The 24,693-nt window shown below is 65.4% G+C and carries 26 protein-coding genes; 12 read left to right on the top strand and 14 right to left on the bottom strand.

The window, feature by feature from the left end:
* Nucleotides 1–144 precede the first annotated feature (144 nt).
* The 3 genes from QOC76_RS15060 to QOC76_RS15050 are packed head-to-tail and all read right to left on the bottom strand — an operon-like array spanning nucleotide 145 to nucleotide 4,825.
* Complete coding sequence (locus tag QOC76_RS15060; RefSeq protein WP_526357644.1) at nucleotides 145–1,368, bottom strand: alpha-hydroxy acid oxidase; 1,224 nt, start codon at nucleotides 1,366–1,368, stop codon at nucleotides 145–147.
* Nucleotides 1,369–1,370: 2 nt separating this feature from the next.
* Complete coding sequence (locus QOC76_RS15055; RefSeq protein WP_526357642.1) at nucleotides 1,371–2,768, bottom strand: mechanosensitive ion channel domain-containing protein; 1,398 nt, start codon at nucleotides 2,766–2,768, stop codon at nucleotides 1,371–1,373.
* A complete protein-coding gene (locus QOC76_RS15050) occupies nucleotides 2,765–4,825 on the bottom strand; it encodes an adenylate/guanylate cyclase domain-containing protein (protein WP_526357640.1) in 2,061 nt (686 codons plus the stop codon). The genes QOC76_RS15055 and QOC76_RS15050 overlap by 4 nt, the downstream gene beginning before the upstream one ends.
* 234 nt (nucleotides 4,826–5,059) lie before the next feature.
* Here QOC76_RS15050 and QOC76_RS15045 point away from each other — a divergent pair, with 234 nt between their 5' ends.
* Nucleotides 5,060–5,494, top strand: a complete 435-nt coding sequence (locus QOC76_RS15045; protein ID WP_526357638.1) for a DUF1810 domain-containing protein — start codon at nucleotides 5,060–5,062, stop codon at nucleotides 5,492–5,494.
* A 3-nt stretch (nucleotides 5,495–5,497) separates the two neighbouring features.
* Here QOC76_RS15045 and QOC76_RS15040 read toward each other — a convergent pair whose 3' ends face one another.
* The gene (locus tag QOC76_RS15040; RefSeq protein ID WP_526357637.1) at nucleotides 5,498–6,802 is read right to left on the bottom strand and encodes an alpha-amylase family protein; all 1,305 of its coding nucleotides are present in this window, start codon (nucleotides 6,800–6,802) and stop codon (nucleotides 5,498–5,500) included.
* A 47-nt stretch (nucleotides 6,803–6,849) separates the two neighbouring features.
* Between QOC76_RS15040 and QOC76_RS15035 the strand changes: the two genes are divergently transcribed.
* The 4 genes from QOC76_RS15035 (at nucleotide 6,850) to QOC76_RS15020 (ending at nucleotide 8,944) form a co-directional block, all read left to right on the top strand.
* Entirely contained in the window at nucleotides 6,850–6,996 is a 147-nt protein-coding gene (locus QOC76_RS15035; RefSeq protein WP_526357636.1) for a hypothetical protein, read from the top strand.
* Nucleotides 6,997–7,318: 322 nt separating this feature from the next.
* Nucleotides 7,319–7,642 (top strand): hypothetical protein, encoded by a 324-nt coding sequence (locus tag QOC76_RS15030; protein ID WP_526357635.1) that lies wholly within the window; start codon nucleotides 7,319–7,321, stop codon nucleotides 7,640–7,642.
* 17 nt (nucleotides 7,643–7,659) lie between these two features.
* The gene (locus QOC76_RS15025) at nucleotides 7,660–8,511 is read left to right on the top strand and encodes a helix-turn-helix domain-containing protein (protein WP_526357634.1); all 852 of its coding nucleotides are present in this window, start codon (nucleotides 7,660–7,662) and stop codon (nucleotides 8,509–8,511) included.
* A gap of 10 nt (nucleotides 8,512–8,521) precedes the next feature.
* Entirely contained in the window at nucleotides 8,522–8,944 is a 423-nt protein-coding gene (locus tag QOC76_RS15020; RefSeq protein ID WP_526357633.1) for a VOC family protein, read from the top strand.
* Between the two features lie 3 nt (nucleotides 8,945–8,947).
* Here QOC76_RS15020 and QOC76_RS15015 read toward each other — a convergent pair whose 3' ends face one another.
* From QOC76_RS15015 to QOC76_RS14985, 7 genes are all read right to left on the bottom strand, one after another.
* Nucleotides 8,948–10,642, bottom strand: coding sequence for a tetratricopeptide repeat protein (locus tag QOC76_RS15015; RefSeq protein WP_526357632.1), 1,695 nt, complete (start codon nucleotides 10,640–10,642; stop codon nucleotides 8,948–8,950).
* A complete protein-coding gene (locus QOC76_RS15010) occupies nucleotides 10,533–11,624 on the bottom strand; it encodes a hypothetical protein (protein ID WP_526357631.1) in 1,092 nt (363 codons plus the stop codon). Before QOC76_RS15010 ends, QOC76_RS15015 begins: the two co-directional genes overlap by 110 nt.
* Nucleotides 11,625–11,655: 31 nt before the next feature.
* Nucleotides 11,656–12,237: a TetR/AcrR family transcriptional regulator gene (locus QOC76_RS15005; RefSeq protein WP_526357630.1), complete on the bottom strand. Its 582-nt coding sequence runs from the start codon at nucleotides 12,235–12,237 to the stop codon at nucleotides 11,656–11,658.
* 90 nt (nucleotides 12,238–12,327) lie between these two features.
* On the bottom strand, nucleotides 12,328–12,675 hold the full coding sequence (locus QOC76_RS15000) for a DoxX family protein (protein ID WP_526357629.1): 348 nt from the start codon (nucleotides 12,673–12,675) through the stop codon (nucleotides 12,328–12,330).
* 454 nt (nucleotides 12,676–13,129) lie between these two features.
* Nucleotides 13,130–14,737 (bottom strand): regulator, encoded by a 1,608-nt coding sequence (locus tag QOC76_RS14995; protein ID WP_526357628.1) that lies wholly within the window; start codon nucleotides 14,735–14,737, stop codon nucleotides 13,130–13,132.
* 12 nt (nucleotides 14,738–14,749) lie between these two features.
* Complete coding sequence (locus QOC76_RS14990) at nucleotides 14,750–15,442, bottom strand: cysteine hydrolase family protein (protein WP_526357627.1); 693 nt, start codon at nucleotides 15,440–15,442, stop codon at nucleotides 14,750–14,752.
* Entirely contained in the window at nucleotides 15,439–16,818 is a 1,380-nt protein-coding gene (locus QOC76_RS14985; protein ID WP_526357626.1) for an allophanate hydrolase, read from the bottom strand. Before QOC76_RS14985 ends, QOC76_RS14990 begins: the two co-directional genes overlap by 4 nt.
* A gap of 156 nt (nucleotides 16,819–16,974) precedes the next feature.
* Here QOC76_RS14985 and QOC76_RS14980 point away from each other — a divergent pair, with 156 nt between their 5' ends.
* Nucleotides 16,975–17,607 carry a PaaI family thioesterase gene (locus QOC76_RS14980; RefSeq protein WP_526357625.1) on the top strand — a complete coding sequence of 211 codons (633 nt, stop codon included), beginning with the start codon at nucleotides 16,975–16,977 and terminating at the stop codon, nucleotides 17,605–17,607.
* A 9-nt stretch (nucleotides 17,608–17,616) separates the two neighbouring features.
* Here the strand turns inward: QOC76_RS14980 and QOC76_RS14975 are convergent, their stop codons facing one another.
* Nucleotides 17,617–19,578 carry an FUSC family protein gene (locus tag QOC76_RS14975; RefSeq protein ID WP_526357624.1) on the bottom strand — a complete coding sequence of 654 codons (1,962 nt, stop codon included), beginning with the start codon at nucleotides 19,576–19,578 and terminating at the stop codon, nucleotides 17,617–17,619.
* 348 nt (nucleotides 19,579–19,926) lie between these two features.
* Between QOC76_RS14975 and QOC76_RS14970 the strand changes: the two genes are divergently transcribed.
* Genes QOC76_RS14970 through QOC76_RS14945 form a run of 6 tightly spaced genes read left to right on the top strand, consistent with a single transcriptional unit; the run spans nucleotide 19,927 to nucleotide 23,873 of the window.
* Nucleotides 19,927–20,763: an SH3-like domain-containing protein gene (locus QOC76_RS14970; RefSeq protein ID WP_526357623.1), complete on the top strand. Its 837-nt coding sequence runs from the start codon at nucleotides 19,927–19,929 to the stop codon at nucleotides 20,761–20,763.
* A gap of 21 nt (nucleotides 20,764–20,784) precedes the next feature.
* A complete protein-coding gene (gene scnC / locus QOC76_RS14965) occupies nucleotides 20,785–21,498 on the top strand; it encodes a thiocyanate hydrolase subunit gamma (RefSeq protein WP_526357622.1) in 714 nt (237 codons plus the stop codon).
* Nucleotides 21,495–21,860, top strand: coding sequence for a thiocyanate hydrolase (locus QOC76_RS14960; RefSeq protein WP_526357621.1), 366 nt, complete (start codon nucleotides 21,495–21,497; stop codon nucleotides 21,858–21,860). Before scnC ends, QOC76_RS14960 begins: the two co-directional genes overlap by 4 nt.
* Before the next feature lie 39 nt (nucleotides 21,861–21,899).
* Nucleotides 21,900–22,622, top strand: coding sequence for an EthD domain-containing protein (locus QOC76_RS14955; protein WP_526357620.1), 723 nt, complete (start codon nucleotides 21,900–21,902; stop codon nucleotides 22,620–22,622).
* The gene (locus QOC76_RS14950; protein ID WP_526357619.1) at nucleotides 22,619–23,062 is read left to right on the top strand and encodes a TIGR03618 family F420-dependent PPOX class oxidoreductase; all 444 of its coding nucleotides are present in this window, start codon (nucleotides 22,619–22,621) and stop codon (nucleotides 23,060–23,062) included. The genes QOC76_RS14955 and QOC76_RS14950 overlap by 4 nt, the downstream gene beginning before the upstream one ends.
* A gap of 16 nt (nucleotides 23,063–23,078) precedes the next feature.
* On the top strand, nucleotides 23,079–23,873 hold the full coding sequence (locus QOC76_RS14945) for an enoyl-CoA hydratase/isomerase family protein (RefSeq protein ID WP_526357618.1): 795 nt from the start codon (nucleotides 23,079–23,081) through the stop codon (nucleotides 23,871–23,873).
* Nucleotides 23,874–23,915: 42 nt separating this feature from the next.
* Here QOC76_RS14945 and QOC76_RS14940 read toward each other — a convergent pair whose 3' ends face one another.
* Nucleotides 23,916–24,110, bottom strand: coding sequence for a (2Fe-2S)-binding protein (locus QOC76_RS14940; RefSeq protein ID WP_526357617.1), 195 nt, complete (start codon nucleotides 24,108–24,110; stop codon nucleotides 23,916–23,918).
* A gap of 11 nt (nucleotides 24,111–24,121) precedes the next feature.
* Nucleotides 24,122–24,693: fatty-acid--CoA ligase (locus QOC76_RS14935; protein WP_526357616.1), on the bottom strand; the 572-nt coding region annotated here is incomplete at its 5' end.

Genomic DNA, 24,693 nt, shown 5'->3' with positions numbered 1-24,693 from the left:
CTTGCTCCAAAGCATTGCCGTTGCTTTGCGTGGATTAGTGAAACATCCGCCGCATCCGTCACAGGGGCACCAACACGGCGTTCGGGTATCGCGAATGGCTAACGATTGCGACTCGGCGCCGATATCAAGCCGCCGAACTGGGGTCTACTCGCTGTGGCCGGTCAGCTGGGTGACGTGATGCGGCGTCAACTCCGCCAAACACGTCACGCCGAGCAACCGCATGGTGCGCGCGACCTGCTCGGAAAGGATCGCGATGGCGCGGTCGACACCGGCCTCACCGCCCGCCATCAGGCCGTAGAGATACGCACGCCCGACCAGGGTGAACCGTGCGCCGAGGGCGATGGCGGCGACGATGTCCGCACCGGACATGATCCCGGTGTCCAGCACGATCTCGGTGTCGCCGCCGACTTCACGCGCGACGGTGGGCAACAGATGGAACGGCACCGGCGCCCGGTCGAGCTGACGTCCGCCGTGGTTGGACAGCACGATGCCGTCGACGCCGAGATCGACCACCGACTTGGCATCCTCCAGTGTCTGAATTCCCTTGACCACCAACTTGTTCGGCCACTGCGACTTGATCCAGGCCAGGTCTTCGAACGTCACCGTGGGGTCGAACATCGTGTCGAGGTATTCGGCGACGGTGCCGGGCCAGCGGTCCAACGAGGCGAACGACAGCGGTTCGGTGGTCAGCAGGTCGAACCACCACTGCGGGTGGGGCACCGCATCGAGCACCGTACGCAGGGTGAGGGCGGGCGGTATCGACATCCCGTTGCGGGTGTCGCGAAGCCGTGCGCCTGCGACGGGAACGTCGACAGTGACGAGCAGGGTGTCGAACCCGGCCGCGGCGGCTCGGTCGACCAAGGCCATCGAGCGGTCCCGGTCCTTCCACATGTATAGCTGAAACCAGTTGCGTCCGTTCGGGTTAGCTTCCTTGACCTCTTCGATCGACCTGGTGCCGAGCGTCGACAACGAGAAGGGGATGCCCGCCCGCGCCGCGGCGTGTGCACCTGCGACCTCACCCTCGGTCTGCATCAAGCGCGTGAAGCCCGTCGGCGCGATTCCGAACGGCTGCGCCACCCGGTCGCCGAGCACGTCCCATCCGGTGTCGATCTCGGCGACGTTGCGCAGAATCGTCGGGTGGAACGCAATGTCGAGGAAGGCTTGCCGCGCCCGGGCGAGCGACAGTTCCTCCTCCGCGGCGCCGTCGGTGTAGTCGAAGGCCGCTCTGGGCGTGCGCCGCTTGGCGATTCGTCGCAGGTCGGCGATCGTCAGCGCATCGGACAGCCTGCGGGCCGTGCGATTGCGCGTCGGCTTTTTGAACTGGATCAGCGGAGCCAGGTCGCGCGGCTTCGGTATTCGACGGTCCATGTCTATCGCGTGACGGCGGTGATCGCACGTCGCACGTACGCCCGCCGTTCCTCGATCGCTCGGCCGATGTCCTGCAACAGCAGGGGCTTCCGCTCGACCAGCTCCGCGATGTAGTCGCGTTCGATCTGCAGCGCGGTCACCTCGTCGAGCGCGTAGGCGCTCGCCACGACCGGCTCGCGGGTAAGCGCGGTCTGGCCGATGAAGTCGCCCTCCTCCAGCGTGCGAATGGGGACGACCACGCCGTCCTCACCCCTGGCGATGAGCCGGACGTGGCCCTTGACCAGGAACGTCATCCGGTCCGGAACCTGACCGGCGAATTGGATGTACTCGTCGGCACCGTAGCGAGTAATGCGCGCATGAGCGGAGAGCACCTGCTGGTCGGTGTGGGTCAATCGCAGAGTCGGAGCGATGGCATGCAGCGCATCGGCCATCCGGTCCGGCGTCGAGAAGTCGTCCTCCGCCTCGTCGAGGTGCAAGCCGGCGCGCCGTGACGCGTACCAGACCCAGCGCAGGAAGACCGACCGCGTCGCCATGTCGTCGCCGGGGGAGCGGAGCGGGATCGACGTCGTGTACTTGTTGCCTCCTGCGGCCGCCGTGGAGGGCACCGCATCCGGCCGCAGCTGCGGCAAGGCGGTCGCGACCCGGGTCAGCACCGCACAGACCTCGTCGGGTGCGTCGGCAAGCGAGAAGACAATGGTGACCGCGATCGTGTGGCCACCGGGTGACCTGCTCAGGTTGCTGAACGACGCCGCCGCCAAAACCGAGTTGGGCATGATCTGCAGGCCGGTACCGGTGTCGATATGAGTTGCCCGCCAGTTGACTTCGACGACACGCCCCCGCGCCGACGGGGTGTCGACCCAGTCGCCGAGCTGAAATGGCTGCTCGAACAGGACGAGGAGTCCGGAGATGATCTGCCCGACGGAGTTCTGCAGCGCAAGGCCCAGAACGATCGAGCTGATGCCGAGGGCGGTGAACAGGCCGCCGACATTGGCCCCCCAGATATAGGCCAGGATGAGCGCCAGCCCAACCGCGATCACCGCGAATCGTGCGACATCGAGGAAGATCGACGGTATGCGGTGGCGCCAGGTACCTTCCGGAGCGCCCTGGAACAGGGTCGCGTTCATACTAGACAGCAGCAGGACCAGCACGACGAAGGCGAACACCGTGGCGACGATGCGCACCGTTGTCGCGCCCGCCTCCACCTGAGTGGCCTTTGTCAGCAGGACGAGCAGGGCACCAAGGGGCAGAAGGTAATTGCGAACCAGGTGTACCGGTCTGGTGAGGTTGCTGCCACGGCGCGCCAACGCGTTCTGCAGTTCGGTGAGGATCACCAGGCCGACAGGCAGGCCTATCGCCACGCTGAGCGCCCAGTAGAACCACGAGGAATCCAGAACGCTCATGACTTGTGCTCCGTCACCTGCCAGACGGCCTCGGGACCGTCCTCACCGCTGACTTCGCCGGCCGGGGTGAAGTGGCGGGAGTCACGCATGACGTCGTGGACCCGCGAGGTGACGTAGATGCCCGGTCGTGCAGATCCGCTCTGCACCTGGTAGGCCACATTCACGGCTCCGCCCCACATGTCATAGGCCAGGCTGGCCCGACCGACGAGTCCGCTCGACACGGTGCCGGTGTCGATTCCGGCCCGCAACTTGAGATCGTTACCGGACTCGCTGTTGAAGCGATCGATGATGTGTTGCATTTCGATGGCGAAGTCGACCGTACGGCGCACGTTGTCCAGCCGCGGGACGCTCATACCGCAGCTGGCGAGGTAGCCGTTATGCAGCGTCCGTACCCTCTCCACACCGAGATTGTCTGCGGCGGAGTCGAACTGGCGGACGAGCTTGTTGACGATTGACAACTCTTCGTCAGAGGTCAGCTCCGAGGACAGCTCGTCTAGGCCGACGATGTCGGCGAAGATCACGGTGACGTTCTGGTGGTCCTGAGCGATCGTCTCCTCACCCTCGCGGTACCGCTGCACCACCGGCTCGGGCATCAAGGACAGCAGCAGCCGGTCGTTCTCTCTGCGCTGCTCCGCGAGCAATTCCTCCTTGATGGCTAAGTTACGACTCATGTCGTTGAAAGCGACTGTGAGATCGCCGAATTCGTCGCGGGACTGAACAGGCAGAGTTACCTCGTAATCTCCCGTGCTGATTCGTTGCGCCCCCGCCTCCAGGCGCCGTATCGGCCGAACGAACAATCGGGCCAGCAACATCGCCGCCACACATACCACGAAGATGATCACCACCGTGGACAGCACCAAGGTCCGGGTGAATCTCGTCACCGGCTCGAATGCCTCGGCGGTGTCGATCTTCGCGACCACCGACCAATGCAAACCGGGCAGGTTCACCGGCGCATACGTCTGGAGCGTCTGGCGGCCGAGATAGTCATCGGCAACCAGGGTTCCGCTTTGGCCGCGCTGCGCAAGCCGGGTGGCCTCGGTGGCCACCGGTTGCACCAACGTGGTGCCGTGCTGGCGGATCGATTTCTCCGCCACGTCCGGCGGTGTACCCGCCTCGATGGCCTCCCGCTTGTAGGCGTCAGGATCTTCGAGGAACAATCGCGAATCCGACCTCATTAGGTCATCGGGACCGACAAGGAACGTTTCACCCGTCTTCCCCAGGCCGGCTTGTTCCCACTTCTGGTCTGCCGTCATCAGCCCGTTGATCTTGAATATCGGAAATTGCAGCGCCAGAACGCCGTCCACGCGTCCTGGCGGACCCACCGGCGACACCAGCCAGGCGGTCGGTTCGTCGGCCGGCAGGTAATCACCGAAGTCCGTGATGCCGACGTAGTCGACGACGTTGGCGGCCAGCGCCTTCTGGTAAGCGTCGCGTAGTTCGCCCTCACGATACGGACCGGTGAGGATGTTGGTGCCGAGGTCGACACCCTTGTAGGCGCTGTACACCACGTTGCCCCTGGTGTCGAGCATGAGAACGTCCTCGAACTCGAACCGGTTCACCATCTCCCGGAAGAACTCGTTGAAGCGGACGTTGGCCGCCGACCAGGCGCTGCCGTCGTGCGCGTCGTCGTTGTTTATCGCGACGTCCCAGTCGTTGAACGGCGCGGTGTAGTAAGCCTGCAGGTACCTCTCGGCGTTGGAGGCCGGCAGCAGCGTGGCGACGTCGACTTTGTTGCCGGTCTGCCGTTCCTCGGACTTGGCGAAATTGTTGGTGTAGTAGTCGGCGATGGACTGCTGCTGGGCGGGATTGATGGTGGCGCTGCCGAGCTGATCGAAACCGGCGGTGAACGCGTCGATCGCGTCGGCAGTGGTGGACCCCCTGGACCACACGACCAGTGAATTCTCGAGGTCTCTGAATTGCCCCTCCAATTGCCTGGCCTGCGAACCCCGGATCTCGGTCAGTCCGTCGAACACCGCCGCGCGCAGCGAGCTGCGGCCGGATTGGTAGCCGATGAAGCCGACGACGGCCGCCGACAAGATGCTCGTAAACAGCAGCATGACCAACAGCTTGGATTGGATACTGACTCTCGACAGCAAATTTCGCCTGCGGAATCGGCCCGTCCCGGAAGCCGGCTCCACCCCGGTGTGTTCCTCGGTCGTCGCCTGCGCACCGTTGCGGCCCGTGGACAAAGGCGGCATGGGCGTCCTTTCCCAAGAAATCGGCTGCCGGGCGAAGACTACTTGGTGAAACTTGAAGTCATCATCACAGTGAGGAAATCGCGAGATATTGGGATGGACAACATGACCGACGATCGGTATGACCTGCGCCGGTTTGTGGACGCACAAGTTGGTATTTACGACACCGTCATCGACGAATTGGCCGCAGGCCGCAAGAGAAGCCATTGGATGTGGTTCGTGTTTCCGCAACTGCGCGGCCTCGGCAGTAGCCCCACCGCGGTGCGGTTCGGGATCTCGTCGGCCGACGAGGCCCGCGCCTACCTGGAACATGAACAGCTCGGCCCACGGCTGCGGGAGTGCGCAACGTTGGTGGCCAGGATCGACGGCCGCTCGGCCGAGGAGATCTTCGGCCGGCCCGACGACATGAAGCTGCGGTCGTCCATGACGCTGTTCGCCAGAGCGACCGAGGACAATGCCGACTTCGTCGCGGTGCTGGACAAGTTCTACGGCGGCGAGGAGGACCCCGCGACGCTGGCGCGGCTGTCCTGAGGGTCAGCTCGGCGCGATGATCAGCCAGCCGTGCGGCTCGATCTCGGCCCGGGCGATCACGTCCTGCGGCGGTGCACCGGAACCCGCGACGATCCGCCCCTCAGCATACCCGAACTCGCTCAGAGACAAGGACATTGGCGCATCGTCGATGTTGAGTGCGACCAGCAGCGCGTCCGAGCCGCGGCGCGTCCGGTACACGTACTGCGTGTTGGTCAGCACGACGGCCGACGTCTCGGCGGTGTGCAACCACGGATGACGTCGGCGCAATCCGATCAGGTACCGGTGCAGCCGGTAGATGTCGTGGCCGTGCCCTTCGCCACCCACCGGCCGCGAGGTGAACTCGGGCCGCACGGCGTCGTCGCCGCCGACGCGCTCCTCTTTGACGCCGCGGTAACCCGACTCGTCGCCGGCGTACACGCTCGGAGTGCCGCCGATCGTGAGAAGACAGACGAGCGCGTGTTCGAGGTGGCGGGAATTGTCGAGCTTGCTGGCGATCCTGGTCACGTCATGGTTGCCGACGAAGGTCATCGGCACGAACACGTCGAGGAAGTCGTTGTGCCGCTGCATCGCCCAGTCGAGCTCGTGGAAGTTGCCGTCGTTGAGGCTGCTCCAGATCGCCTTCCACAGTTCGTACTGGGTGGCGGAGTCGAACCCGGCGTCGCGGACGTGCACCGAGTAATCCCCGTGGATGACCTCGCCGACGAACCACGCGTCACCGAAGTCGGTCCGCACCCGCGGCAGCACCTGCGCCCAGAATCCGTCGGGCACGGCGTATGCGGCGTCGAGGCGCCAGCCGTCGGCTCCTCGGCTCAGCCAATGTTTCATCACGTCGACGGTGTAGTCGATGACCTCGGGGTTGTCGTGGTTGAGCGCGATGAGTTCGCCGTGCCCCTCGAACGTCTCGAAGTCGCTGCCGGTCGGCCGGAACCACGAACTGTCGCCTCCGGCGACCGCGGCGCGGTAGCGGGGAAAGTCGGTGCCGACGTGGTTGAAGACCCCGTCGAGCAGCACCCGCAGCCCTCGGCGGTGCGCCTCGGCGACCAGTTCGTCGAAGTCCCCGTCGTCCCCAAGCCTGGGGTCGATCCGGTGGTGGTCGGTGGTGTCGTAACCGTGAGTGCAGGAGGCGAAGATCGGGCCGAGCGCGATCCCCGACGCCCCGAGTGCCACGGCGTAGTCCAGCCACTCGATGATGCGGCGCAGCCGGTGCTCGTCGGGACTCGGCGACGGATCTGCGGGGAACGCGCCGACGAACCCGAGCGGATAGAGCTGCCACCAGATCGCGTGCTGCACCCATCCCGGTTCGCCCATGGCCGGAGTTTACGCAGCCCGTGTCACGATGAATTTGGGGCGCCGCCGTGGTCCAACGGGCGGACGTGATGATGGACTTCGACCGGCATTGCGCGCAGAACATGGCGCAGACCGCGCAACCGACCCGCTATATCGGCGGCGCGGATGTCCGCAGGCCGGTGCCGACATGTCCGGCAGGAATGTCTGCCAGCTGATGCGCCACGTCGACGGTGGATTGCTTTGGGCGGCGGAGATCGTCGGCATCCGCGCAACGGAGCCTCCGCCGGACGTGGCCCTCCGTGACCTGGCGGCCTTCGCCGGCGAACAACCGACACTGCTCCGCGCATCGCTTCCAGAGGCCGCGCAGCGGATGGCTGCGATCTTGAGGAGAAGGGACCCGATGCACAGATGTGGTGCCCCGTCGACGGTGGAGGTTCTGCCTTCTATGCGCGGCGCTTCACACACGAAACCGCGATCCACCGGGGCCGACGCCGCCATCGCGGTCGACCTCGATTCGCGCTTGATGGTGATGTTGCAATGGACGCCGTCGACGAGTGGCTCGAACTTGGCTGTCTGCCATTTCATTTCGACGTTCATCCATGGATGCGGGAGTTGCTTGGCCCGGACCGGACGATCGGGCTGTGCGCTACAGGCACCAGGACCGCCTGGCTGGTGGATTTCGCCGGGGACGTGATCGCACGGCGCCGGTCCGACGAGCACGCCACGGCCGGGATGCGGGCACCGGTGGCGGATCTGTTGCTGACGGTTTATCGGCGCATCCCCGTGGACTCGGGCCACGTCGAGGTGACCGGTGATGGCGAGCTCGTCGGCTTCTGGCTCGAGCGGGTCGGCTTCGGCTGAGCGGGCATCCTGAGAGAGTGCAGTACCTGACGCATTGTCCAGGCCCACCGCTTGCGGAGTACGTGGCGTACCTCTGGATGCTGCGCGATGCGCCGGTTCACTCAACGGAACGAATCCTGCCCAGTGGCACGCTCGAACTGGTGGTCAACCTGCAGAACGACGCGCTGCACATTCGGGATCCACGCAGCATGGCCTGGCGGCGCTACACCGGCGCGGTGGTGTCCGGCGCCTATCGGCGCTATTTCGTGATAGACCCGCGTGACCATGCGTCGATCGTTGGTGTCCACTTCCGGCCCGGTGGCGCCATGGCGTTCGTCGGTCTGCCACCGGGTGAGCTTATCGACCGGCACGTCGATCTCGACACACTCTGGGGACGCTCGGCGACCGAACTGAGAGAGCGGCTGATCGTCGCCGCGACCCCGGGGTCTCGCTTTGATGTGCTCGAACAGGCGTTGCGGTCCCGGCTGTCAGACGTTCGCCGCGGTCACCCAGCGGTGCCGGTAGCACTCGATCAGCTTGCGCGGCCAGGCGTGACCGTCGGCGATGTGGCGGCCAGTGTTCAGCTCAGCCGGCGCAGGTTGATCGAGGTGTTCACAGCGGAGGTCGGAATGACCCCGAAACGGCTCAGTCGGGTGATGCGATTCCAGCGAATCCATGCGTTGGCTCGACATGCCAACATACCCGACTGGGGAGAACTGGCTGTCGCCAGCGGCTACTTCGACCAATCGCATCTCATACACGATGTCAGCGAGTTCACCGGCACCTCGCCGGCCCAATTGATGCGGGTAGGCCGACCGGTCAAGGACCTTCACCTAGCTGACCGCGATGGGGTCAAATTCCTACAAGATCCTGGCGACGAACGTTCGTAACATATGGCCTATGTCTGATCAAGGCCCGGCGCCGAGTCGGCCTGCACCGTGGCGGCCGAGGAGCACTAAAGACGCCGTCGTGCGCTACCAGACCACCGACCTCGATCGTGCAATCGCCTTTTACACAACCCGGATCGGGTTCCGGCTCGAGCAACGTTCCGGCCCGATCGCGATCGTTTCGCGCGGCGCTCTGAATCTCCTGCTGAGCGGGCCGGAGAGCTCGGGATCACGACCGATGGACGGCCAAAGCCAGGAGCCCGGCGGATGGAACCGGATCGTGCTCTACGTTGACGATCTTGACGCAGAGGTCGACCGTTTGCGCACCGGCGGTGTCACGGTCCGCAGCGACGTCATGGTAGGCCCCGGCGGCAAGCAGGTACAGATCACCGATTCCGACGGCAATCCGATCGAACTGCACGAAGCCCCCACCTGACGATCAATGACATGGCTCGACGACCTCGAGCCGGCATGCGCAGGATGCGGCGACGGGCACGTCCGCACGCGCCACCGCCAGCGCCAGCTGCTGGCCGATGATGCCCGCCTCCGCCGTGCGGCCCAGCCGTTGCAGGCATTCGTGATAGCCGTGCAGGCTCCACACGTTGCCGGGGTGCTGGCACGGCCGGCTGAGGGTGGGATCGAGCCCGAGATCGGCGGCGTACACCGCGGCGGCCTGCTCGACCAGGCCCTGCTCCAACAGCAGTGCCCCGTACGCGTGGCGGGTCGGTTGCATCCAGCCCCAGGGTTCGTCGTAGGGAAGCGCGTCGTCGAGTTCGATCGCGCGTCGCAGGTGCGCGAACGCGTCGTCGACTTCGGCTTTCCGGTAGGCGATTTCGCCGTCCAGCATTTCCGCGGCGACCGCCAGGATGTCGCGTGCGGTGTTGTTGAACAGGTACCGGGACTCGGGAATGCGGCCGTAAGCGGCCGTGAACGCCTCACGCTCCGCATGCGCCTGCGCGATCTGCCCCTTCGCAGCGTGCGCGACCCCGCGGCCGTAGTGAATGGTGGCGGCCGTCGTGCAGTACAGGTCGACGTCGTCTGGGACAGGCTGGGAGATCAGCTCGTCCCACCGGCCGAACCGGACCAGCACGTGAATTCGCAACGGTACGAACGCTTCCAGCCAATCCGCCATCGGAGGTGACTCGATGGCCAGCAGTTCCGGAGTGAGCTGTTCGGCCAGCTCGTCGGCGGCACGCAATGCGATGGCCGAGTTACCCTCGAACATCGCCGAGTAGACCACGAAGTGCAAATTGTGCGCGCGGTAGAGCGAATAGAAATTCAGCGGTCCCTCGCGTTCGACGAAAAGTCGATCGGCCTGTACAGCAGTCAGATTCGACACCACCGAGTTGCGGTAGTCGCCGCACAGCACGTCAATGTGGCTGGCCATGTGCTGCAGATGACCCGCGTCCGGGACCAGGCCACGTAGCAGATCGGCGGCAGGCAGGGCGTCCTGCGGGGTGGCCGACATCTCCATGGTGTGCAGATAGAGGTGCAGCACGCCGGGATGCTCGCGGCCCGCCGCAACCGCCAGCGCGTCATCGAGGATGCGCTTGGCTTCCAGAACCCGTGAGCCGGGTGCGGGCTCACCTGTTCTGGTGTCCCACAATGCCCACGCGGTGACGTTGACCAGCGCGTCGGCGGCAAGCGCCTGCACGTCGACGTCGTCGGGATACACCTCGGCCAGTGTCGCCATCGCGTCGGCGTAGCTAACGTGTCCGGCATGCAACGCGTCGATGTCGTCAGGGTCGTCGGTCGGAAACCGACCTTTCAGCGCCTCGATCATCGCGCGTTCGACAGCGGAAGCCCGTCCGGTGGTCGCCAGCCCGAGTTCCATTCGCGCGCGGGCCAATGACGCTGCGAGATCGACCGGATCGAACGCCTCCCATGCCTTGTTGTAGTTCGGGCCGACGGAGTAGGCGATGCCCCAGCGGGCGATGGCGAGATCCGGGTCCAGTTCGAGGGCACGTTCGAAGCAGCGGATCGCTTCGTCGTGATTGAACGCGTACGCCCATACGAGCCCACGGTCAACCCACGTCTGCGCCTGCGCCGACGGCGTGTCGACCTGCCGGTGATAGGTGCCGAGGTCGTAGTACCGATCGGACTGGCTCAGCGATACGCTCACGAAGGGCACCATAATTCACTCGTGATGCCGTGGCGAGCGCCGCAAGCAGGCAGCCAGCCGCACCCCACACGCCGAGCGTCAGCAGCGGAGTCGCCGCGCCGTGACCGCCGAAGTAGGAAATGCTGCGCAGAAGTGCGACACCGGAACCCTGCGGCACGATCATCGTGAACGTGGCGTAGAACGGCGACAGCAGCGGCCTGCCTACGGGCCCTGCGGCAGCCGCGTTGCCGACGACCACGAGGAACAGGGTGAGCAACATCGAGGCTGCGGATCCGAACGCCGCCGCGGCGCCGGTGACCGCGCCACCGACGGCCATCGAGTAGAGCCAGAGCACACCGAACACGGCCCACGGGTGTCCAGGCAAAGCGCCGAGCATGGCGTCGGCGTAGACCGTCACCACGCCGGCCAGCAGCGCCGAATATCCGCTCAGCGTCAGCGTGCGCAAAAGGAAGGTGCCGGGCCTGCGCACCTTGCCCATGATGTAGCCGAATGCCGTCGCGCCCAACGATGCTCCGATTGACAGGAAGATGACGGCGTAGAACTCGACGGTGCCCGAGGGGTCCGCCGCAGACGTCGGCGCCACATCCTCCACGGCCGGGGTGAAACGCCCCTTCAACGCGATTGCCCGGCCGACGGCTTCGGCTGCGGTCGCAACGCTCTTGCCACCGCCGCCGGCAACATAGATCTTCATCTGGCCTGTCGGGGCGACGACAATGGCCGAGTCGGCCGCTCGGTCGAGGACCTGTTGCCGCGCCGCCGCGTCATCACCAACCACGTTGACCGTCAGAGCATCCTGGCCGCGGACCGCGTCGACCACTTGTGCCGGCGCGGACACCGCGACGGTCAGGTGGTGCAGGGTGGGCCTGGCGAAGGCGCCGGAGTAGCTGGCGATCATCGCGACGACGAACACCGTCAACGCCACCATCGCGAGCACCATGTTGCGGATGCCCGTCTTCGTCACCTCGGTCATCTCGGGAGAAGCATGTCGTGCCATGTGAAAACCCTTCTTGGAAGCTCGAATCGGTTCAGCGCACTGCGGCGGAAGCAGACAGGCCAAGCAGCGCGCCGACGGTGTCCAGTGCGGCGGTGACCCTGCCGCGCAGATCGGTGGCGTCGCGGTCCTCCATCCAGGAGCGCAGCACCTCGATGAAGCCGCCGACCAGAAACCGGCTCACCGACTCCGCGCTGAGGCCGGAAATGCCGGAGACAGCGGCCATGCCGTCGCAGGCCATCTGTTCACACGCGGGTGCGAGTTCGGCGCGGAAGGCGGCGACCACCGGCAGGGTGACGGCACTCGGAACCACGTTTCGATACATCGCACGGTGCTCGGAGGCGAAGTCGAAGAGGGCCACGATCCGGGCACGCGGATCGCCGGCGATACCCCCGGCGGCCGACGCGAACGCCGCCGTGAATGCGTACGCGATCGCGTCGTCGCGATCGTCGAAGTGTTGATAGAAGACCTGGCGGCTGACCGCGGCGCGCGCCACTATGTCAACCACCGTCAGCCGGTCGACCGGACGCTCGTGCGCCAGCGCGAACGCCGCCTCGCGAAGCTTGCCGCGAACCCGCTCGGCGCGGGGATCCAAACTGTCGGTGCGTGGTGCCATACCTGCACCATAATCCTTGTTGTAGACAGTTGACCACGAAAGCTTAGGTAAGCTAAGACACCTTCCTGGACTGGTGTGACGGCGGTGACTTCAGATGGTGTGCAGCACGGCGGTCGCCGCGGCCAATGCGACGCCGATCACCGCAGGCACCATGTCCGCGACGCGATCCGACGCGCGGAGATGAAACGCGACAGCGCCGATCGACAGCAGGATGAGCCCGATCGCCGCAGCGATGCCGATCGGCGGCCACAGCAATCCGGCCAGCACCCCGGCGACGCCAGCGAGTTCAAGCGCTCCGATGATCCGCCACTGAATCGGTGAGACCCCGAGATGGTCGCGGATCTCCAGGGACTTGGGGACGCCGAGCAGTTTGATACTCGAGGCGAAGGTGAACAGGGCTGCGAGCAACAGCGTCACGACTACGGTGGCGGTGTTCACCTACGCAGAGTACGACCGGGCGCGGACGCGAGGAGCAGGATTGGTCACGTACGCGAGGAGCCCCGAATGATCCGCTGCGTCCGACTCTGGACGGGACAAGACGGCGGTTCGCATTTCCGCGACGGCAGGCTCGACATCTTGCCGGGTCGCAATAACGATCTGGTGTCGCCCGCGATGTCGGCCGCGCACGTGAAGGTCGAGGAGACCGCGGGCGGGGGATCGCTCGCCTGGCACAATGCGCCCGTCCGCCAACTGGTGGTGACGTTGTCCGGCACGCTGATCTTCTCAACCCGCGATGGCGACGAGTTCACGCTTCGCCCGGGCGATGTGCTGCCGCCGAGGACACCGCAGGCTCGGGTCATCAGTGGCGACTGGAGGGTCCCGACCCGTGGCGACGAATGTATGTCGTACTCGAACCCGACGCCGACGTCCCGTTCACACCGGACGGTACGGCTCAGTGACCCGCGACGATGTCCGACTCGTCGACTTCCACCGGATCTTTCGCACCGGGCAGGAATGAGTAGGCGACGCATACGATTCCGAAGAACAGATAGCCCAGCGCGACCGCCGGATTCGCCGCCCATGCGACTTGTGGCGCGTGGATCAGACCGATGAACGACAACGCCGCCCCGACGGCGGACGCGATCGCCGCGTAGAGGAATTTCTTCTCGAGGATGAAGGTCACCGTGGTGCCGAGAATGAGACCCACCAGAACGGCGCCCTCACCGAGTGTCTGCAGCCCTTCGTAGACGACGCCCGCGCCGTTGAGTGCTTCAAGACCGACTTTGTCCGCCGACGTCCCAGCAGCGTTGAGCGCGTTGTCGATCAGCCCGCTGGCCCACTGCGCGAGGTTCGGCAGGATGGCGGCGACGACGGCGACTGCGTGCAGACGCGGCACCGCCTGAAACGCCTGGGCACCGATCAACAGGCCGATGTACAAGAGGATCGGCACGATCGCGGGGACAGGCAACAGCGCGTCCAGGACACCGAAAAGGCCAAGGAAACAGAAGATTCCGATGACGACGCCGCTGGCGAGTGAATAGCTGGTACGGCCGCCCGCGTCCTTCCAGCCAGGGTGACCGATGTAGACCGCCGGTGGGAACGGCGAGCCGAACGCGGAGCCGATGACGGCCCCGGCGCCGTCGGCGAGAAGCACGCTGCGCAGGTTATAGCTGTCGCCGGCGGCCGCGGCGCTCTCCACATTGCTCATGGCTTCTGTGAAGTTGTAGACACCCAACGGTATTGCGGTGCCCAGCAGGGGCGCCAGGTGCGTAAGGCCAGAGAAGAGCATGTCGATCCGTAGGTCGGGGATGCCGATTGCGATGTCGGAGATCGCCTGTCCGACGTCGGGTGCGGACATAAAGCCGCCGATCCAACCGATCGCCGTGCCCACGAGTAGCGCGGCGAGTCCGACCGGGATGCCGAACGGCAGCTTCACATCGGTGAAGAACCCGATCAGGATGATCGCCATGACTGGGAGGCCGATCCAGGCGGCTTCCCACATCTGGGCCGCGGGCCGCATGGAGATGAACGTGATCGAGATGCCGGCCAGGGTGCCGAGCATCGCGGCGCGGGGGGTGAGCTTGCGAATGAAGGGACCCACAAATGCGCCGATCATGACGATCACACCGATCATGAAGGCCCATGCCAGTCCCGATTCCCAGGCTTGCAGAGGATCTTTGGTGTTCAGATATACCGGCAGCATCACCACGAAGACGACGATGAACATGTGCGGCACGCTGGGGCCGTACGGGAGGGCCGTGACGTCGGTTCGGTTCTCGCGAGTTGCAAGCCGGCGCGCGAGGAATGTGTAGTACAGGTTGCCAAGGATCAGAGCGACGCCGAGGGCAGGCAATATGGTGCCGAGTACGTCGCCAGCAGGGACCGAGATGACACCGATCATCAGTCCGGTCAGCGTCAGCACATTGACCAGGATGTTGAAGCCGAGACCGAAGAACGCGTTCAGGTCGCCGCGCGTCCACCACGGTATCGACGTCGGTGCGGGTTCAGTCGGGCCAGGCGGATCAATGGGTGGATCGGCTGGTGTCACGTCGGTGGACATGGCGGGTTCCTCTCAGACGGCGGTGATGGTGAGGGCTTGAAGTGCCGGGATCACAGCCGTGCTGTCGGCGACCCATCCGAAGATGCCGCCCTGGGCCTTGATCATTTCCAGCCCGATGCGCTGGAAGTCCGGGAAATATGAACCGACACAATCGGATACGACAAGGCACTCGTAGCCGCGATCGTTCGCCTCGCGCGTGGTGGTGTGCACGCAGACCTCGGTTGTGACGCCGGTGATCAGCAACTGGGTGATGCCCGCGCCGGTGAGAAGGTCCTGGAGTTGGGTGGCGTAGAACGCGCCCTTGCCGGGCTTGTCGATGACGATCTCTCCCTCGACTGGCGCCAACTCGTCGACGATGTCGTGGCCGTACTCACCGCGGATGAGGATCCGGCCGTACTTCCCGGCATCTCCGATCCGCTTGGACGGGGCTCCGCGGTTGCGCTTGGCCGGCGGGCAGTCCGACAAATCGGGCCGATGGCCTTCGCGGGTGTGGATGACCAAGACTCCCGACGCCCTGGCCGCCGCGATCAGAGCCGCCAACGGCGGTACCACCTTGAGCAACTGATCGACGTCGTTGCCCAGGCTCTCGCCGAATCCGCCGGGCAGCAGGAAGTCTCGCTGCATGTCGATGACGATCAGCGCCGTCTTGCCGCCCACGAGGGTGAACGGCGTGGGTTCCGCAAGCAGGTCGATGGTCGCATTCACGAGTGCTCCTCGGCGGAGGTGGGGAAGATGGATGTCGCAACGGGATCAGGCGAAAAACGATCGCGTGGTTCGTCGAGGATGTGCGCGGCAAACTCGAGCACGGTGTCATCGGACAGAGCCGCCCCGAGGAGCATGGCGCTGTAGGGCCTGCCGTCGGCCGTTGTGCCGAGCGGCAACGCAATCCCGATCAGGTCGAGCAGATTGCCGAAATGTGTGTAGTGACCCAGCATCGTGTTGCAGTCGATCGGCCGTGCAAGCACCTCGTCGACGGTGAAGGTGGTGCCGATCGTGGGGACCACAAGCACGTCCATGTGTTGCCAAAGCCGACCGACGACCGCCTTCAGTTCGGCGAGCCGCTGCAGTGCGGCGAAAGCGTCGACCGCGGTGTACTTCTGCCCGCTGCGCAGGATGTCGCGGACGACTGGATGGATCGAATCTGGCTGGGCGGCAAGGAAGTCACCAAATTCCACCAACCGTTCCGCCACCCACGGGCCCTGGTAGAGAAGGGAACCGGCGGCCAGGAAGGGCTCGAGCGATGTGTCGACGACGGTGGCCATGCCGCTCACCTGCTCGCGGAAGGCCATGTGCGCGCGGCGCATCCCGTCGTCGCCGAAGAATTCCAGCACATCGGCGGCAGGCAGCCCCATCCGAATGTCAGAGCCGTCGTAACGAGGGCCGCGTCCGCGCGACCACGCGTCGTTGTCGTCACGGGCCGCCATCACCTCGAAGACGCGGTCGACGTCGTCGATGCAGCCGGCCATAACGCTTATGCAGTCCAGCGATTTGCACGCCGGGACCAGGCCGACGGTGCTGATCAGGCCGCGTGACGGTTTGAACCCGACGACGCCGTTGAGTGCCGCGGGCACCCTGCCAGAGCCTGCCGTGTCGGTGGCCACGGCGAATGGCACCTGGCCCAGTGCGACGGCCAGCGCCGAGCCAGAGCTCGATCCGCCGGAGATCATGTCGTTGCCGTACACACCGCGCGGCACCGTGTACGGGGTCCTGGTGCCGTTGAGCCCGGTGGCGAACTGATCGAGGTTGGTCTTGCCGACATAGAGCGCACCGGCGTCGATCAGTCGGCGCACGGCGGGTGCCGTCGTCGAGGCGGTGTACGCATAGTCGGGGCAGGAGAGCGTGGTCGCGACGCCCGCGACGTCGATGCTGTCCTTGACCCCGAATGGCACGCCGTACAGCGGCGGTGTCCGTGCGCCTTGGCGCCTTTCAATGTCCTCGGCAGCCGCAAGCAACGCATCGCGCGGCACGACGGAAAGCCAGGTGCCGTCATCACCCCTTGCCGCGATCGCGTCGGCGACTCGGGCGGCCGTCTTGGTGGGTGAACCACTTCCACCGGCATGCCACTGAAGGATCTCGGCCACCGAGGGACCGACAGACGGACCTGCTACGCCACCAACCACAGCTGTTTTTTTCACGGAATGATGGCGGTCGTGGTACCGCCGTATTGCAATCGTGTTGCTCCACCCCGCAGGCGGGCGTGATTCGACTTCATAATAGAAACGTGTTCTAGTTTCGGGGTGTTGGAGTTCACCCACATCGGGGACCTGACTTCCGAGGAAGTCGACCGGATGCGTGCCGTCTACCAGCCGCTCGCCGAATCGGTCCGCGACCTCGTCGACGCAACGATCCGAACGGAGGTCGACGCCGAGGAGGTGGCGGCGGTCAAAGCCGAGATCGACGCATTGACCGCACGATTACGGGCACGGCAGATCGACGGCCCGTTCGGGGTGCGGTACACCACCGGAGGCGACCGGATGGCGTGGGGTAATCCCGTCGTCGGTATTCGCAACCCGATCGCTCCGCCCCTGGTGATCCACCGCGACGAAGCGGGCGGTACGTTCACCGACTTCGTGATGGGGGCGCCGTACGAAGGTCCGCCCGGTCATGTGCACGGCGGGATCTCGGCACTGGTGCTCGATCACGTGCTCGGCGAGGCGGCCAGCGACGGGATAACACCTCGGTTTACCGGCACCATCACGATGCGCTACCTGCGTACGACGCGGCTGGGCCGGCTGCATGCCGAGGCGCGAATCGACCGCACCGAAGGTGTGAAAACCCATGTGGTCGGCCATCTCTCCGACGAAGACGGCGTCACCGTCGAGGCCGAGGGCGTCTTCATCACGCCCAAGTGGGCGCGCGACGAGAACTGAGGCTGAGAATCAGGGCGCGGCCACGTCAGGGACGTCGACGGCCATGCCAGCGAGGCTGCGGGTTATTGTGCCGATCTCCGCGACGAGAATTCGTGCGGCACCGTCGTCGATATGTGTTGCGGCGTCGCGTAATTGCTGGTCTGCGGCTATCAACTGCACCGTGTCGACGCTCCACGGAGTCGCTGGAGACGGGGGATCGCCGCGCAGCGCTTCGACGTAGTCGTCCACGGCCAGCACGAACTCGCGGCTCAGCGCCGCGGACGGGTGCGGCGGCAGGCTTTGTTCCAGCGCGGTACACGAAGTGGTGACGACATTCAGGCCCGCGCGAAACGATCTGAGCCAGCGCCTCAGGTCCCGTGACTCGATTCGGGTTGCCCCGGCGGCGGCTTCGAAGGCCGCACGGGCCCGAAACGCACGCTGCCACGCCGCGTCCAGCGCATCCGATGGATGGTCGAGGTCGTGCACATACGCCTTGATGACCGTTGCGGCGTAGTCGATTTCGGTCTTCAGCAGCTCGCCGGCACGCTGGCGAAGCCGGATCAGCGCGTCATCGGGAATGACCACGTGGAACAGCACTGTGAGTGCACCACCGATGATGACCGCGAAGAGGAGGTCGGTGATGGACGACGATGCATCCGTGATGTCGAGGAGCAGGACGATCGTCGCAGCGAAGGCTGCCGTCACCGCGATATACCCGAAGATCGATACCGCGTATGTGAGCCCGAGAAAACCCACCGCAAGGATTGCCGCGGCAAAGCCGGTCGGCTCCCACAGCAGCGTCACGGCGGACGCGACCACAACTCCGCCGCAGATGCCCGCGACACGACCGACGCACCGCGTGTAGGTGTGGGCCGTCTCCGGTCGCATGACGAGCAGCACCGTCAGAGGAATCCAATAGCCCGCGGGGACGTCGGCGAAGCGTGCGATTGCGATTCCGGACCCGGCGGCCCCGGCGAGCCGGGCGGCGTGCCGCGATATCGGCGATTTCAGGGTGAGATGTCCGGCGGCGACGCCTAGCGCCGCTTTCAGGGTGTCGGTCCAGTCACCGACGTGGCGTCGACCGAAGCGCAGCGCATCTGCGCGGTGGAGTTGACGGGAAAGACGCTGCGCCACTGGGGCGTCCGATATCGCGACGGCCGCGACGGACGCGTCGACGCCCTTGAGCGCGTATTCCGCATCCCGCCGCGCAGTCCGGTTCTGACCGGCGATCGCCGCGAGCATGTCCGCCGTCGCCGTCAACACATCGCGGATCGCGTCGTGCCCCGCCGCCTTGCCACGCAATGCCATCAACGTCTTGGCGATCTGCTCCGGAAGCGCGTGCCAGTCCCGATATGCCGGTGCGCGGCGACCGGCCTGGGTCTCGTTACTGCTGAACGCTTCCTTACACGCCAACAGTTGCGACGAGTCGACCTCCGCCGTTGGCTCGGTTGCCAGCCGCCGCGCATCGGTGCTCAGCGACCGGTAGACCGTCGTCAGCGCTTCGCGCTCGAGGCGCCAACGCCGCGGTGGTCTCAGCGCGATCAGCGCGGCCTGCGTCAGGCCGGCCAAGACGGCGAAAAGGGCGGACCCGAATGCGGCCAGGATCGGTTGGGGGTGCTGGATGACCAAGAGCAAGCCCGACGCTCCGGCAAGAAGCCCCGCGGGTGCGCCGACCGCCCACTGTATGCCCGCGAAAAAACACCACACTGCGACCACGATGACGAAGACGACGCTGTAGCCGGAGGTCAGAGCGCCTGCCAGAACGGCGACTCCCAGTTCGGCGGAGACCGCAAGCACGATCGGGATCCGACCGAGCGGGTTGTCTTGCAGTGCGATCGCGCTCGCGATCGCACCGGCCGCGGCGGTCGAGGTCGCCGCGCCCGCCGGGGCCCACAACAAGGCCGCGGCGGTCAGGACGAGCACGCCGAGAAGGCTCCTGGCGACCGCGCCGTTGCCCGGCAGGTTCAGTCGCAGGCCCAGCCCCTTGGTCACCCGATCATTCTCACCCGGCCGCGGCCGCATCCGGGGCAAGCTGGCACCACGACATGTCGGCTGTCAGGCCCTGTTGAACCGCTCCCGCGCCATGTTCATTGGGGACCGCCGCCCCCTCCAACAGTCCGAGCGGGCTTCACCACGTTGAAAGCAATACGCCACAGTGCATGGATCACCTGTCCGCAGTAGGGGATAACCGCGGGCCGACCCATTCCGAATTTCCGTACACCAGCAACCATTCGGCGATAGAGTCAGCTAACGATTTCAGATCACGAAAGTCACCCACGGGGTTTGCCAATTGGTGTCGCGTGCGCCGGCTCGACGTCGGCCGCGCACGAAGGGAGTCGGATGAGTACGGCCGCGGAGCGAGCAACTCAACTCGACCTGGTGGCCCGGCTGAAATCGTCGTATCCGGAACTACCGGATGCACCGACGCCGGACATGCTTGATCATCACCGGATCACCGCCTACCTCAAACCCGTCCATGACGTCGGCGGCGAGTCGTGTGCGCCGATGAAGTACGAGAACAAGCAGTACGAGCAGTGGGAGGAAGAGACCTACATCATCTGCGAGACACTCGGCTGGCGCGGCATCTGGCTGTCCGAGGAGCGCCGCCGAATGGGCAACGTCGACGTGGGCCGGGCCGAATACCTGGGGCTGCCGTACTACGGGCGCTGGCTGCTGGCCGTCGCGCGCGTCCTGGTCGAGAAACACCACATCGGCCTGACCGAGTTGAGCGAGCGCATGGCCGAAGTCCAGGAGCGATATGCAGGCGGGCTCGACGGCAAGAAACTGGAAGCCAAGCCGAAGTCAGAAGGGGACGGATCGGGGGTCAAGCGCAACAACCACGCCGAGGAGGCGGCCGGTAAGGGCGATCCGCAGATGTTTGCCGGGCAGGCTGGAACGCCGAGGTTCAAGGTCGGCGATCCCGTCGTGGTGCGCGAGCTTCCGGTGATCTTCTACACCCGCACGCCGGCGTATGTCCGCGGCGCGACCGGCCAGATCGAGACGGTGGCGTACGAAAGCCCGGCCGCCGAGGACGAGACGTGGGACCGGCCCGCGCAGGCCGAGTGGTTTTACGTCGTCCGCTTCAACATGGCCGACCTGTGGTACGGCTACACGGGAACAGCCGACGACGTCATCTCCACCGAAATTCCCGAACACTGGCTTCAAGCCGCCGAGTGAGTCGTCCGGAAAGGAGTTCGCATGTCTGACCACAGTCATGACCATGATCACGACCGCACCGTCGCGCCGATGGTCGACGAGATCACCGACTTCGAGGTCCTCGAGATCGCGCTGCGCGAACTGTGCATCGAGAAAGGCATCTTCACTGCCGAAGAACACCGCCGGATGACCGAGTTCGCCGAGCACATCGGGATCACACCGGCGGCGCATCTGGTGGCCAAGGCGTGGCTGGATCCTGATTTCAAGAAGCTGGCGCTGGTCGAACCGATGACGGCCAGCAAAGAGGTCGGCGTCGACTGGCTGCACCCTACCGGGTGGGGCACCCCTAGCGATTTCACCGCGTTCCAGATTCTCGCCGACACCCCGACGGTGCACAACGTGATCGTGTGCGCGTTGTGCTCTTGCTACCCGCGGCCCATCCTGGGCAACTCCCCGGAGTGGTACCGGACACCGAATTATCGTCGTCGTCTGGTTCGCTGGCCGCGTCAGGTGCTGGCGGAGTTCGGGCTTTACCTGTCCAACGAGATCACCGTTCACGTCCAGGATTCGAACCAGAAGCACCGGTTCATGGTCATGCCGATGCGGCCCGAAGGCACCGAGGACTGGACCGAGGACCAGTTGGTGGAGATCCTCACCCGCGACTGCCTTATCGGCGTCGCGCTGCCGAAAGCCGGCGTGACCACCAACGCGATCGTCGACACCCGACCGGCACTGCACCCGGGAACGGGCGGATGACAGAAGCGGACGCCGCGACAGGGCGCTCCCGGATCGCGCCGCTGGACGAAATCGTCGAACGCAATCAGGTCTGGCCGGCGATGGCCGCCAAGTGGGGTGTCGAAAACCCTGTGCCGCCGTGGAAGACGAGCTTGGACGGGATGTGCGACGCGCTCGACCGGGCGGCCTGTGACGCGGACATCCCGGACTTCAAGCAACGGCGCGACGAGGAGGACGAGCTGTCGGCGACCCTTTACGCGGATCTGCCCTATCCGGAAAGCCAACTGGTCTCTTTGGCCCACTCCTTGTTGGCCCGCGGTGTCATCGACGAAGCCGAGCTGAGACAACGGCTCGCCAGCATCCGCGAACGGCTCGAGGCCTGAGCACAACCTGAGCACAACGATTCCGATTAGGTTCGGGTGGTGGAGAAAGTCATCCTCACTCTGCGGGGAGCCGACGCCGACGGCGCCTGGTGCGCCAGGCTGCGCACGCAGGTCGCCGCGGACCTTCTCGACATCGGCCTGCCGGGACTGGCGATCAATGTCCGCGATGCCGACGTGCGCGACTCGCTGATGACACTGACGACGATGGACCCCCCGGTGGTCGCCGTCGTCAGCGTCTGGACCCAGCAGTCCTACGGGGCGCAGCTCGTTGCCACGACGGCGCGGCTGCGCAAGGAGTGTGAGGACGTCGCGGCTTATCTCGTCACAGAATCCGTGCCGCTGCCACCGCCGGCGACCGTGCCCGGTCAGCGCACGGCCGGTCTTGCCAATGTGGCACTGCTGCGCCGCCCCGGCGACCTCGACGAAGCGATCTGGCTGTCGCGCTGGCACATCGACCACACACCGGTGGCGATCGAAACCCAGGCAACGTTCGGCTACACCCAGAACGCGGTGGTGCGGCCGTTGACCGATGGCGCGCCTGCCCTTTCGGCGATCGTCGAGGAACTGTTTCCCGCAGAGGCGATGTCCGATCTGCACGCGTTCTTCGGAGCTGCCGACGACGACGACCTCCGTAACCGGATGGAGCGCATGCTCGCCAGCACCGCCGCCTTCGGCGCAAATGAGAACGTCGACACCGTGCCCACCAGCCGTTACGTCTACCGCAGCCCGTTCGACGAAGGAAGGCAGAAGGTGAGCAGATGACCACCATCGATGAGGCGGTGGCCTTGGCCCGCGGCGAGAGCGGCTTGACGGTGGTGTCGACCCTGCGAGCCGACAACACCATTCAGGCGTCCCTGGTGAACGCGGGCGTGCTTCCGCATCCCGGAAGCGGAAGCCCGGTGCTGGCGTTCGTCACCTACGGCAGGGTGAAGCTCGCGAATCTACGGGCCCGACCGCAGCTGGCGGCGACCTTCCGCAACGGCTGGCAGTGGGCGACCGTCGAGGGCAATGCCGAACTCGCCGGACCCGACGATCCGCAGCCCTGGCTCTCCGACGCCGACCAGCTTCGGCTGCTGCTGCGTGACGTGTTCGCCGCCGCAGGCGGCACCCACGACGATTGGGACACCTACGACCGGACGATGGCCGAACAACGCCGCACGGCAGTGCTCGTCGCACCCACTCGGGTGTACAGCAACGGCTGAGCCTTACGCTTCTGCTGTGGCAGGCGCACGCGAGGAGTACAAGTCGGTGTTGCAGATCAGCGACGCCAAACGGGTACGGACGCTCACGCTCAACCGGCCCGATGTGCTCAACGCGTTCAACGAGGCGCTCTACCAGGCGACAGCGGTCGCGATCCGCGAGGCCGCCGAGGATGCCGAGATCGCTGTCGTTCTGCTGACCGGCAACGGACGGGCGTTCAGCGCTGGCAACGACCTCACGGAGATGCAGGCGCGGATCACCGATCCTTCGATGGCGGAGGCGGGCAGCCACTTCACGGCGATGATCGAGGAGTTGACCAACTTCCCGAAGCCGTTGATCTGTGCCGTCAATGGGCTCGGCGTCGGCATCGGCGCAACGATTCTCGGCTATGCCGACCTTGTGTTCATGTCGGCGCAGGCGCGGTTGAAGTGTCCATTCACCAGTCTCGGCGTCGCACCGGAAGCGGCATCGTCGTATCTGCTGCCCAAGTTGGTCGGCAGGCAGAATGCGGCGTGGATGCTGATGTCCTCGGAGTGGGTCACCGCCGACGAGGCGCTGCGCATGGGATTGGCATGGCGGGTGTGTGAGCCGGACGATCTCCTGGCCGAGGCCCGTCGGCACGCCGAAATCCTCTCGGCCAGACCGATTGCGAGCCTGATGGCGGTCAAGCAGACGATTGCAGATCCGTTCCGGCCGGGAATCGCCGCGGCCACCGAACGCGAGAACATTCACTTCGCCGCGTTGATGGGGGCAGCGGCCAACGCCGACGCGCTCGCCGCGTTCAATGACAGGCGGGGGAGTGCGGGCACCTAGCGGCGGGTGCGTCGAACGAATCGCCAGTTACTGAACTGGGGACTAGCGGCTGGCGGCCGAGGGGGTGCCGTTGTTGGCGAAGTGAGCTTCGATGATCGCCCGGACCGTGCGCTTGCATCGTCCGCAGTCGGATCCGGCTCCGCACGCGGCCGCCACTTCCTTCGATGTCGAGGCGCCCTTTGCAACGCACTCGCTCACCACGTGGCTGGTGGCTCCGGTACAGAGGCAGACGAACATCTACTGACCCATCAGTTCTTACTGCCGATGCTCATCAGATGAGCGAACTTGCCGACGAATCGCGTCGGATAGGCGCCGAGCCCAGCGTTCGACATCCACTCCGCGGCGGCATCGGGGTGATCGATCCACTGCCGGGCATTGGTCTCGTTGTCGATCTCCTGCAGGATCATCACTTCCTGCCCGTCGTCGAGGGCGCGGTAAACCCAGATCTTGCGCACGCCTCCACGCTTGAACCGGTCGAGGCCGTCGTGCACCTTCTCCATCAGCGCCGACACATCGGCTACCGACGACATGACGCCGACCACGATCCTGCCCACATGTTCTTCCGACGATGGCGGATCTAGATCGATCTTCTCGACCACCTGACCGCCGAAGATCGGCGGGATGTCGTCGAGTCCGGCGATGTCGAACCATTTGAATACCGCGGGCGAACGGATGACGTCGCGAATCGAGCGGGCGTGCCGAATACCGATCGTCACCAGCACTCGGCCGGGTTCCCAAATGGACGTGTAGAGGACGACGTGATGCGCCCCTATCGATGCCAAATTGTCGTGATGACGTTTGAGCCAATTCCACATCCGGT

The organism is Mycobacterium sp. (assembly GCF_032159565.1).
Lineage (GTDB): Bacteria > Actinomycetota > Actinomycetes > Mycobacteriales > Mycobacteriaceae > Mycobacterium.
Note: the sequence above shows the minus strand (reverse complement) of the source record. Positions and strands in the feature narration are given on the sequence as shown.